Origin of the sequence: Congzhengia minquanensis, from assembly GCF_014384785.1 — a bacterium.
Lineage (GTDB): Bacteria > Bacillota > Clostridia > UBA1381 > UBA9506 > Congzhengia > Congzhengia minquanensis.
The window spans coordinates 18189-30099 of sequence record NZ_JACRSU010000001.1 but is presented as its reverse complement, the minus strand read 5'-3'; the positions used below and the strand labels follow the sequence as shown (position 1 = coordinate 30099).

12 protein-coding genes and 1 tRNA gene are annotated in these 11911 nt (G+C 40.9%); 12 read left to right on the top strand and 1 reads right to left on the bottom strand.

The features are described from left to right. The first annotated feature begins 73 nt into the window (after positions 1–73). From H8698_RS00170 to H8698_RS00120, 11 genes are all read left to right on the top strand, one after another. On the top strand, positions 74–646 hold the full coding sequence (locus tag H8698_RS00170) for a nitroreductase family protein (RefSeq protein WP_249310479.1): 573 nt from the start codon (positions 74–76) through the stop codon (positions 644–646). Between the two features lie 75 nt (positions 647–721). Next, the gene (locus tag H8698_RS00165) at positions 722–1411 is read left to right on the top strand and encodes a response regulator (protein ID WP_177678537.1); all 690 of its coding nucleotides are present in this window, start codon (positions 722–724) and stop codon (positions 1409–1411) included. A gap of 23 nt (positions 1412–1434) precedes the next feature. After that, complete coding sequence (locus H8698_RS00160; protein ID WP_249310477.1) at positions 1435–3192, top strand: ATP-binding protein; 1758 nt, start codon at positions 1435–1437, stop codon at positions 3190–3192. 102 nt (positions 3193–3294) lie between these two features. Then, positions 3295–4137 (top strand): two-component system regulatory protein YycI, encoded by an 843-nt coding sequence (locus tag H8698_RS00155; RefSeq protein WP_249310475.1) that lies wholly within the window; start codon positions 3295–3297, stop codon positions 4135–4137. Positions 4138–4150: 13 nt separating this feature from the next. Beyond that, positions 4151–5422 (top strand): GTPase ObgE, encoded by a 1272-nt coding sequence (obgE, locus tag H8698_RS00150; RefSeq protein ID WP_249310474.1) that lies wholly within the window; start codon positions 4151–4153, stop codon positions 5420–5422. Positions 5423–5434: 12 nt separating this feature from the next. Then, on the top strand, positions 5435–6289 hold the full coding sequence (gene ispE, locus H8698_RS00145) for a 4-(cytidine 5'-diphospho)-2-C-methyl-D-erythritol kinase (RefSeq protein ID WP_249310473.1): 855 nt from the start codon (positions 5435–5437) through the stop codon (positions 6287–6289). An 87-nt stretch (positions 6290–6376) separates the two neighbouring features. Next, positions 6377–6973: a peptidylprolyl isomerase gene (locus H8698_RS00140; RefSeq protein WP_249310472.1), complete on the top strand. Its 597-nt coding sequence runs from the start codon at positions 6377–6379 to the stop codon at positions 6971–6973. Between the two features lie 106 nt (positions 6974–7079). After that, on the top strand, positions 7080–8093 hold the full coding sequence (gene gap / locus H8698_RS00135; protein ID WP_177679165.1) for a type I glyceraldehyde-3-phosphate dehydrogenase: 1014 nt from the start codon (positions 7080–7082) through the stop codon (positions 8091–8093). Between the two features lie 110 nt (positions 8094–8203). Further along, a tRNA-Pro gene (locus tag H8698_RS00130) sits at positions 8204–8279 on the top strand. Between the two features lie 141 nt (positions 8280–8420). Next, entirely contained in the window at positions 8421–8966 is a 546-nt protein-coding gene (locus H8698_RS00125; protein ID WP_249310471.1) for a hypothetical protein, read from the top strand. Between the two features lie 146 nt (positions 8967–9112). Then, entirely contained in the window at positions 9113–9979 is an 867-nt protein-coding gene (locus tag H8698_RS00120; RefSeq protein WP_249310470.1) for a L,D-transpeptidase, read from the top strand. A 38-nt stretch (positions 9980–10017) separates the two neighbouring features. Here H8698_RS00120 and H8698_RS00115 read toward each other — a convergent pair whose 3' ends face one another. Continuing rightward, positions 10018–10452 carry a hypothetical protein gene (locus H8698_RS00115; RefSeq protein ID WP_249310468.1) on the bottom strand — a complete coding sequence of 145 codons (435 nt, stop codon included), beginning with the start codon at positions 10450–10452 and terminating at the stop codon, positions 10018–10020. A 132-nt stretch (positions 10453–10584) separates the two neighbouring features. Here H8698_RS00115 and H8698_RS00110 point away from each other — a divergent pair, with 132 nt between their 5' ends. Further along, the gene (locus H8698_RS00110; protein WP_249310466.1) at positions 10585–11907 is read left to right on the top strand and encodes a nucleotide sugar dehydrogenase; all 1323 of its coding nucleotides are present in this window, start codon (positions 10585–10587) and stop codon (positions 11905–11907) included. The last annotated feature ends 4 nt before the right edge of the window (positions 11908–11911 follow it).

Here is an 11911-nt window from a genome sequence, read left to right as displayed (position 1 = left end):
TTCCTGAATTCAATTGACATCATTATAAAAATATTTTATAATAAGAACTAAGTGAATTATTTGGAGAATGGATATGTATGTAAAAGATTTGATAAAAAACAGAAGAACGGTTCGAAAGTTTTGTCAAAGAAAAATTCCTGAAAAATTGTTAATTTCATATATTGAAAGTGCTCGTCTGGCTCCGTCCGGCGCAAATATGCAGCCGCTAAAATATATGCTTATTCATAATCAGCAATGCGTTGAAGAACTTCTTCAGCACGTAAAATGGGCGGCTTATTTAAAAGGATCCTATTTGCCGGATGCAAATGAAATTCCAACCGCGTTTATTGCCATTTTTAAAGACAAAACGGTTGCTTCGTCAACCGCGGAATTTGACGCCGGTGCCGCTGTTATGTCAATGAATCTGGCTGCAGAGGAAGACGGCGTTGGCTGCTGCATTATGGGCGCCATTGACCGGACAGAAATTTGTAGAATTTTAGGCGCTCCAGATAATTTGGAGCTTTTGTATATGGTTGCGTTGGGATATAAAAAAGAACATCCTGTTTGCAGTGAATTAGAACATGATGACGTAAAATATTTTTTAGACGGTGAAACGCTTACAGTTCCGAAACGCAAGCTTTCGGAGGTGCTGATCAATATCATTTAAAATATACGAAAATACTTGTTGTTTTAACTTTTTTCTGATAAAATATATACAGTTTGTACGAAAGGACGCTGCTTAATGGAACGCAAAATATTAGTAGTAGATGATGAACGGCCAATCGTGGATATATTAAAATTTAATCTTGAAAAAGAGGGTTTTGACGTATTAACTGCGGATAACGGGTTAAGTGCTTTAGAGTGCGCACTGACACAAAATCCCGATTTGATTTTGTTAGACATTATGCTTCCGAAAATGGACGGCTTTGATGTTTGCCGCAAAATCCGCGAAAAATTAAATGTTCCCATTATAATGATAACCGCCCGTGATGAGGAGGTAGACAAGGTTTTGGGCTTAGAGCTCGGCGCAGACGACTATATCACAAAACCATTTTCCGTGCGGGAACTGATTGCCCGGGTGAAGGCAAACATGCGCCGCGTGACCAGCGACGCTGCCGGCGATTCGGATGATAAGATTAAGGTGGACGAGAATTTTATTATCAACGCCACCCAATATGAAGCGATTAAAAACGGCGACGTTTTAGACCTTACCTTAAGAGAGTATGAGCTTTTGAAGTTTTTAGTGACACAGCCCAACCGCATTTTTACTAGGGAAGCATTGCTATCCAGCGTTTGGGGCTATGAATTTTACGGAGACGTGAGAACGGTTGATGTAACGGTTCGGCGTTTGCGTGAAAAAATTGAAGACGATTCCAGCAATCCAAAATATATTTTGACCAAACGCGGCGTTGGCTATTATTTCCGGAAATGAAATCAAAAAAAGGATCCGTTGGAATGTTTAAAAGTTTGCAGTGGAAGCTGGTTATGGTGTTTGTGCTTTTGGTGCTTGCAATTATGACGGTGGCAGGATCGTTTTTGGTTTTGCGTGTTTCTGTCTTCTACCATGACATGTTTGCGAGTGAAATGGCCGACACTTTCAGCCAAAGCTTTCTAGCGCGCCTGGAAAATGGTGCGGCCGGCGACACGGAGTTTGTGAAAAATACCATGCGGGCAACCATGTCCCGTCTGGGAATAGACTCTTACCGGAACTATTATATTATTTCCGCAGACTCGGGCACGGTGCTGGACGGCTCGTCTGCGGGAAGCTCCGGCCTATATGTGGATTCGGACAACTTTATTACGGCGCTGACTGGTAATGTAGGAAACAGCACGAACGCAAGGAAGCAGTTCATGGACTATGCCGTGCCGGTTGATACTCCATCCGGGAGACAGATAATTTACATTAAGGATACCAAAGAAGAGCTGACAAAAATTATTCAACACATTTTTGAGATTATCATTCAGGCCGTCGTCCTGGGGATTATTATATCCATAATTATCGGGTATTTTCTATCCCGGGCCATCACCACGCCGATTTCAAATCTCACGAAACGGGCAAAGCGTCTGTCTGAGGGGCAGTTTGACCCCAGAGTGGAAAATATTAAGGCAGACGATGAAATTGGCATCCTTGCGGAAACCTTTAACGATATGTCCTCAACGCTTAAGGGAACGCTGTCTGATATTTCCACAGAAAAGAACAAAATTGAGGCAATTTTGCAGAACATGACGGACGGCGTTATGGCTTTTGGAACGGATGGAAAAATTATTCATATCAACTCCACAGCGAGAAAAATGCTGAATATTGAGAATGTGGAACAATATCGTTTTGATAAGCTGTTTTCTATTCTAGGCGCGGATATTCTCATCGGCGACCTGCTATATCTTGAGGAAAAACGAAGCTGCGAGCGGGAAGTGACAAAGGACAATATTGCCCTGAAGGTAAATTTTGCAGTTTTTGATGATGAAAGAAATAAAACCGGCGGCGTGCTTGCCGTTTTACATGATATTACAAAACAGCAAAAGCTTGAAAATTCCCGCCGGGAATTTGTGGCGAATGTGTCCCACGAGTTGAGAACGCCGCTGACAACTGTGAAATCGTATGCAGAAACCTTGCTGGATTTTGTAAAAGACAATAAGACGGCCGCTGCGTTTACCAACACAATTTTAAACGAAACAGACCGGATGACTCGTCTGGTGAAAGACCTTTTGGTGCTGTCAAGTTTGGAAAATTCTGCGTCATTAAATAAAACCGTTTTTTCTTTGAAAGCAATGATTCACGATGTGGTCAGCACAATGACGCTGGTAGCCAGCGAAAAGGGTCACCGGCTGCAGTTTAAGCAGTCGTCAGAGCTTCCGGAATTTTATGGCGACAGTGACAAATTGGAACAGGTACTTTACAATATCATATCCAATTCCATTAAATATACACCGAACGGCGGAAAAATTTTAGTCCGGGCCGGAAAGGTGTATCATGAAATTCAAATCGAAGTGCAGGATACGGGCATTGGCATTCCCGAGAAAGACCTATCCAGAATTTTTGAACGGTTCTACCGTGTTGATAAGGCGCGGAGCCGTGAGCTTGGCGGCACAGGCCTCGGACTTGCAATTTCAAAGAGCATTATTGACTCCCATGGCGGGCAAATCCATATCGACAGCAAACCCGGCGAGGGGACATCGGTTCTGATTACGCTGCCAATTGTGAAGAAAAAGTAATTTAGGGCTTAGAGAGTGCCTTTTGGCGCTCTCTTTTTCTCGACCTGTAATTTGAGCATTGCCGGTAAAGTGACAATTCTGTTAAAACAATAGGAGTATTTTATGAATTGGGGCAGAACAAAGACAATTTTAATTGTGCTATTTTTAATTGTGAATAGTTTGCTTTTTACAACCTATATTCTTTTGGAGCACAGTGCAAACAGCATTGATGAACAGGTAATTGAAAGTACGGTCACTGCATTGTCGGAGCACGGAATTCATATCAGTGAAGATCTAATTCGGAAAAAGAAATATGCAGATTATCATGTGAGCATGAAAAGCGCAGCCTCTGACAAAGAGAACACGGTGAAGAAGCTGCTGGGGGATGAATATGAAAAGACGGACAATTTTGAATATAGGTCTGGTTCCGCTGTTGTTTCGATAAGCGGAAGCAAAATTCGTTACAGCAACAACAGAAACGTTGAAAATATTGAGGCGGACGCACTTAGCCGCGGAACGGATAAGCTTGCGGAAGAACATTTAAAACAGTTAGGATTTGACAGAAAAACATATTTTATGTATAATAAGCATTTAGAAAATGGCATACTAACCTTTGAAATAATGCCAAGATACAATGAGTATAAAATAGAAGGTGTTCGGCTGAAAGCGAAGGCGGACAATGCAGGCATTTTAGAACTGGAGGGTACCTGGTTTTACACCGAATACGCCGACACCTCCGCCAAAGAAACGTTTTGCAATGTGACATCCGTTCTTTTGGAATTTATGTACCAAACCAATTCAGCCGGCAAGACGATTTACAGAATTGAAGGCTGTTTATACATTCCCAGCGAATATATGAGTGCGAAGACGGTTATGCCACTTCCTGTGTATATTATTTTATGTACGGACGGGAGTGTTACCATTTTTAACGCTAAAGATGCGTCTTTGATTTTGCAGAATCCTTAAAAGGAGTGAACTTATGTTTGCAGATATTGCAACAATTACAGTAAAGGCCGGAAATGGCGGAAACGGGCTGGTTTCTTTCCACCGTGAAAAATATGTGGCGGCCGGCGGGCCGGACGGCGGCGACGGCGGAAACGGCGGCGATGTAGTGCTGGTGGCAGACGCACAGCTTTCCACACTGACGGATTTTCGGTATAAAAAAATTTATAAAGCGGGTAACGGCCAGGACGGCCGCGCAAAAAAATCATCAGGGAAAAACGGCGAAAATATTTTGATTTCTGTTCCTGCCGGTACGCTGGTGAAAGATGCAGAGAGTGGAAAAATTATTGCCGATTTAAAAAAAAGCGGCGACCGTTTTATTGCTGCAAAAGGAGGCCGGGGCGGCTGGGGAAACGTACATTTTGCAACGCCTACCCGCCAGGTTCCCAAGTTTGCAAAACCAGGCCAAAAAACCGTGGAACGGACGCTCACCTTAGAGCTAAAGCTGTTAGCAGACGTGGGGCTTGTGGGATTTCCCAATGTGGGAAAATCCACGCTGTTGTCTGCGGTTAGCAGTGCACGGCCCAAAATTGCAAATTACCACTTTACAACCCTTGAGCCTAATTTGGGAGTGGTAACGGCAGGGGAGGCGGGCAGTTTTGTTATGGCCGACATTCCGGGGATTATTGAAGGTGCCAACACCGGCATTGGTTTAGGTCACGAATTTTTGCGGCACATTGAAAGAACGCGGATTTTGCTTCACATTGTGGATATTTCCGGAACAGAGGGCAGAAACCCTGTAGAAGACTTTGATATTATTTGTGAGGAAATGGAAAAGTTTAACCCCGCACTTGCGCAAAAACCACAAATTGCCGTTGGGAACAAAATGGATGTTTTGTATGACGACAGCTTGCAGAAAGAATTTGAAAATGCCATGAAGGAGCGCGGTATTGAGGTATTTTTTATCTCTGCCGCGGCCCACAAGGGAACCCAGGAACTTATGAAAACTGTTGCTTCCAAGCTAAAAGAAATTCCCATCCCGGAATTTGATGTGGAGGAAGACGATTTTGAAAGCGTAAAGATGGCGGGAAAAGACTTTGATATCAGCGTGCAAAATAACGTTTATTCCGTTCAGGGCGATGTGATTTTAAAAATTATAGAAAGCACAAATTTTGACGACTATGAGTCGCTTCAGTTTTTTCAAAATGCCCTCCGCACAAACGGCATTATCGCCGCATTGGTTGAGGCCGGTATTGAAGAAGGAGACACAGTTAAGCTCTATGACATTGAATTTGAATTCGTAAATTAAGGAGCATTGACATTGATTTTAAATGCACACGGAAAAATAAATTTATCACTTGACATTACCGGACGGCGGGAAGACGGATACCACTATGTTTCCATGGTGATGCAGTCTGTGGCGCTGTGCGACGTTGTATCGGTAGACAAAAACAGCTCTGGCGCTGTATTTGTAAAATTAGATAATCCTGAAGTTCCTGATGGACAGGAAAATTTAGCGTATAAAGCATGTGAACTAATGATTTCACAATTTTGTTTAAATTGCGGGTTTGATGTTTTTATTCAAAAGCACATTCCTGTAGCCGGCGGAATGGCGGGAGGCAGCACAGATGCAGCGGCTGTTATGAAAGCGGTAAACCATCTGTGCGGGCTGCAGCTTTCCCAAAGACAGCTGATGGAGCTTGGACTTTGTCTTGGTGCCGACGTGCCGTTTTGCATCCAAGAAAAGCCAGCCTTGGCCACTGGAATTGGTGAAATTTTAACCTCAGTAGCCGGTCTTCCGGAGAATGTTTGGATTCTTTTGGTAAATCCAAATGAGAAAATAAGCACCAAAACCATTTATGACATGGTGGATCAGAATTTGGTTTACAGCACAGTTGACAACCGTGCGTTGATCAGCGCCCTTGAAATGGGTAATTTGCACCTTGCGTCGCATTATATGAAAAATGTAATGCAAGCGGTTTCTACCTCGCTGTGCGGCAAAATAACAAAGGTTTTGCAGCAGTTAAAAGAGTTGGGTGCAGTATGCGCCTTAATGAGCGGCAGCGGTGCTACCTGTTTTGGAATTTTTGAGACTATGCCGGATTTAAAGGCGGCTGAAAGCAAGTTTAGCGGCTGTTATGTTTCTTTGACAAAACCGCTTTCCTTTCACATTTAACAAAAAGTTTATTTAATTTCACTTGTTTTTTTGAAAAATTATGGTAAAATATAACTTGTGAAAAATTTTTATAAGGATGGTTTGCGTATGAGCAAAGGAAAAATTGCCATATTCTTATTGGCAATGATGTGTATTGTAATACCATTTTCAGGTTGTGGAAAAAAAGGAGATGAAGACAAACAAATGGAAAAACAATATGTTCAAATAGAGCTTGAAAAAGGCGGAAATATCGTTATTGAATTATTACCCGAATATGCGCCGAAATCGGTGGCGTTTTTCTTAGAGCTGGTAAATGACAAATATTATAACGGCCTCACATTTCACCGCGCTGTGAAAGATTTTATGATTCAGGGCGGCTCGCCTAACGGCGACGGTATGGGCGGTTCGGGAAGAACGGTGAAAGGCGAATTTTCCAGCAATGGATTTGAAAACGGCCTGTCCCATACACGGGGCGTGGTTTCCATGGCAAGAACAAATGTAAAAGACTCCGCAAGCGGCCAGTTTTTCATTATGCACGGTAACGCCGATTATTTAGACGGGAATTATGCGGCGTTTGGCAGAGTGGTTGAGGGTATGGAGTATGTGGACGAAATTGCAAACAGTCCGGTAGACGGCGAGACGCTTATTGAAAAACCGGTAATGAAAACTGTAAAAGTCCTGAAAAATTATAAGCCCGCTGAATAAATTTTATATAAATTGTAAAAATTTGAATTAGAGGACTTGAAAAATTTGTCATTATGGTGTAAGATATATTTGATAAATATATAACAATACTTTAGGAGGTAAAAATATGTCAGTAAAAGTTGCAATTAATGGTTTTGGTCGTATTGGTCGCTTAGCATTCAGACAGATGTTCGGCGCAGAAGGGTATGAGGTTGTAGCAATTAACGATTTAACAGATCCGAAAATGCTTGCTCACCTGTTAAAATACGACTCTTCTCAGGGCAGATATGACGGCCATACAGTTGAAGCCGGCGAAGACTACATTGTAGTTGACGGCAAAAAAATTATTATCTACAAAGAGCCTAAGGCTGCGGACCTTCCGTGGGGAAAAATTGGCGTAGACGTTGTATTAGAGTGCACAGGTTTCTATTGCTCAAAAGAAAAATCGCAGGCTCATATCGATGCAGGCGCTAAAAAAGTTGTTATTTCCGCACCGGCGGGCAACGACCTTAAAACAGTTGTTTTCAGCGTTAACGAAGATACGCTTACACCGGAAGACAAAATTATTTCAGCTGCTTCCTGCACAACAAACTGCTTAGCCCCCATGGCTAACGCATTAAACAATTATGCTCCGATCCAGTCCGGCATTATGTCTACAATTCACGCTTATACCGGCGACCAGATGATTCTTGACGGTCCTCACAGAAAAGGCGATTTAAGACGTGCAAGAGCCGGCGCTGTGAACATCGTTCCGAACTCAACCGGCGCTGCAAAAGCAATTGGCCTGGTTATTCCGGAATTAAACGGAAAGCTCATTGGCTCTGCTCAGCGTGTTCCTGTTCCCACAGGTTCAACAACAATCCTCACAGCGGTTGTTAAGGGCACAGATGTAACGGTTGAAGGAATTAATGCTGCTATGAAAGCTGCTGCTTCTGATTCTTTTGGCTACAACGAAGATCAGATTGTATCTTCTGACGTGATCGGAATTACCTACGGTTCACTGTTCGATGCGACACAGACTATGGTTTCGAAAATTGCAGACGACCTTTATGAAGTTCAGGTAGTTTCCTGGTATGACAACGAAAACTCTTACACAAGCCAGATGGTTAGAACCATTAAATATTTTGCTGAATTAAACTAGTTATAAGTTTAGCGCCTTGAAGCAACCGCTTTAGGGCGCTACTTTTTTTATTTATATCGTAAAATCCTATTGACTTTTTTTAATTTATTTGCTATAATAATTATCGTTGTCTGGGTGTAGCGCAGATGGTAGCGTGCTTGAATGGGGTTCAAGAGGCCGGGAGTTCAAGTCTCCCCACTCAGACCAAGATTAAGAGTCAGCTGATTGATTCAGCTGACTTTTTTATTGACGAAAAAAAGAAATGATGATATAATACAATTACGGCAAAGGGGAGGACAACCATAACAAAAAACTGTAATGCCGCCTATTTCACCAACGATAAAGGGGATGATACCCATAGCAAAAAACATTATTGTGGTTGATGAAAATGGAAATGAATATGAAGCGACTTTTCCCAAAAGGGCCAAAGGGCTTGTTAAAAAAGGCAGGGCACGCTTTTTATCAGAAAATAAAATTTGCCTTGCGTGTCCGCCAAATAAAAGTTTGGAGGATAATATGGAAAATAATATTGTTAGAGAACCAGAAAATCAAACATCTGTGTTAACTATGGAATATGTGCTGGAACAAATTGATAAAATCATGAAGGATATTGCCTACATCCGTGAAGCCATAGACTCCGTAAATAATGTAGACGGGATAGCAGCAGAGGCAATCGCTGGCATTGTACATGCACGTGAGAAAACAAACCAGCAATTGATTCAATTGCTGGAAAAAATGTATGTTGATTTAAAACCAGAAAAAGTTTCTGACGAAATTTTAAAGTTTCGGGAAGTGTCTGATGCATTGTGTAAATTCCCTCCAGACGCTGTCGATGTCGAAGATATATTGGCGATGGCAGCTGAGCAAATGTTTATGAAACCGAAGAAACAGTGATGAACAGAATGCAAACAAAAGCACCCGCTATTTTAGCGGGTGCTTTTTCATAAAAATAATTGACTTAGTCATGTGCTTATGGTATATTTATAACTATATAAGATTAAAATTTGATTGTTGTTTGACACAACAGAATAGGAGCTTCTATGAAGAAAAACATTTTCTCATTCCTTTTGGTTTTTACTGCAGTTTTATCGTGCTTTTCCGCTGTATCTGCAGAGGGGAAAATTACATCTAATAAATTTACGCTGGTTGTTGATGTTGTTCAGCCGGAAGGCGAGATAAAACCTTCTACGTTGCGTTTTAATATATTTAACGAAGCCGGAGAATGGCTTTATAACCAGCACACGGAAATTAACAGCGCAGGCAGATTGACGCTGGAGTTTCCAGTTCCGGAATATGAAATTGGCGCTAAATTTAAGCTGGTGGCCACAACCGGAATCAAATATCTCAACTATTGCGATGTTGATTTTGCACTGGGACAGGAATTTTTTGTGGAGACCTATGCATTTCGTGATGCAGATGGCCAGCTAACGGTGTCTGACGGCGCGCACATAGCTGTTTGCCCGCTTTTTTCCATTGATACCTGGGCAGGAAAAGCGGAAGATATTGTGAATAGCAACCATATTTGGAGTGATACCGATTATTTGATTTGGGTTTCTAAATCAAATTATATGGTTTCTGTCTTTTTAAGGGAAGCCGGAAGCTGGAAATGTATTAAATATTTTAAATGTTCCATTGGAGCGCCGGGCACGCCAACGATAACGGGACAGTATCGGTATTATCAATATCAGACCAGATGGCAGTATGACGGATATTATGTAGGGCCAATTATGCGGTTTTATGGCGGTTATGCAATTCACAGCACATTAATTAATAACAACGGTACCGACCGCGACGCACGGGTTGGAAAAATGATATCCCATGGCTGTGTCAGGGTGCGGCCTGAAAATATTAAATGGCTTACATATTACGTTCCGTTGGGAACAAAAATTTATGTAACAAACAATTAGAAAAAACGGAAACGATTTTTTAAATCGTTTCCGTTTTTTTAAAGATAGCTTCTCAAATCCTCTAAAAGTGTTTCTTCTGTTGCAATAATTTTTTTAGCTAGGCTTTTTGCCCTGTCGTCTGCGCTTTCATATTCGTTTAAATATTTCTGCAAAGACTTTATACCCATATTGCAGCCGTCCGTAATTAAGTCCGACGCTGTTTCGTCGCTTTCATCCATGGACATTTTCATATTTGTCTTAAGCCAAGACATGCCTTTTGCCATTGCAGATGGATCTTTTCCTGAATCGCCGTAGGAATTCAGCAACTCCTTAATTTCATCCTCAATTGTTTCGTGCTTCTCTTTGCTATTCTGCAATATATTTTCTAAATTATGGTTGTCTACGCGGTCCATAACCTCGTCAATTGCACGAATTCCCATTTTTATACCTGCGTCACACTCTTTTAAGAGCTCAATTGTATCACCTGAAACCATTTTTCTACCTCCAAAAAAATCTCATGTTAAACCTTATTATACCCCAAATTGGAGCCGTTATGTTTTGGTTGACTTAATTTTTATTTAATGATATAATTATTTTATAATCAGGTTTTAAGGAAGTATTAAAAAATGAAATCTATTTATGAGAAACTTATAAATCGACAAGGAAAACTTGCGGTTATTGGGTTGGGATATGTTGGTATGCCAATTGCTGTCGCTTTTGCAGAAAAAATAAATGTAATTGGTTATGACTATAATCAAATGAAAGTTGAACAGTATAAAAATGGAATAGACCCTACCTTTGAAGTAGGCGATGAAATTATAAAAAATACTCCGCTTGAATTTACATCAGATGCGAAGAAATTGTCAGAAGCCATTTTTATAATAGTTGCTGTGCCTACACCGATAAATCAAGACAAAACACCAGATTTAACACCGATAATCAGTTCATCCGAAACAGTTGGAAGGCATTTAACCAAAGGCTCAATTGTAGTTTATGAATCTACTGTCTACCCCGGTGTTACAGAAGATATATGCATACCGATTTTAGAAAAAGAATCTGGCTTAAAATGCGGCGCTGACTTTAAGGTTGGATATTCACCAGAAAGAATAAATCCCGGAGATAAAATTCATAGATTGGAAAACATTCATAAAATTGTATCTGGCAGCGATTCGGAAGCTCTGGAACAAATTCAAAAAATATATGACCTAGTCATTGAAGTTGGCACGCATTCAGTTTCAACCATTAAAACAGCAGAGGCGATTAAAGTGGTGGAAAATAGCCAGCGCGATATAAATATTGCATTTATGAACGAATTGGCTATGGTTTTTGATCGTATGGATATTGATACAAATGAAGTTGTAGATGGAATGAACACGAAATGGAATGCTTTGGGCTTCCGACCAGGACTTGTCGGTGGCCATTGTATTGGTGTTGACCCTTATTATTTTACCTATGAGGCAGAAAAGCTTGGTTATCACAGTCAAATAATCCTTTCCGGTCGAAAGGTTAATAACGGAATGGGTGCCTTTGTTGCAGATGCAGCAATTAAACAGATGATTATAGCAGGAAAATCGCCGAAATCGGCAAAGGTTGTTATTTTGGGACTTACGTTTAAAGAAAATTGTCCTGATACTAGAAATTCTAAAGTTGCCGATATTATAAAAAGATTAAAGGAATATGAAATTTCACCTGTTGTTGTTGACCCTTGGGCAACCGAACAAGATGCGAAGACAGAATATGACGTTGATTTAAAAACAATGAGTGATGTGAAAAATGCTGATTGTATTATTATTGCTGTAGCACATAATGAATTTAAAGCAATGACTCTTGATGATATCAACAATCTTTATAAAGATATTCCGCAAAATGAAAAAATTTTGATTGATGTAAAGGGGTTGTATAAAGTAAGTGATCTCAAAAGCAAGGGACTGCGTTATTGGAGATTATAAATTT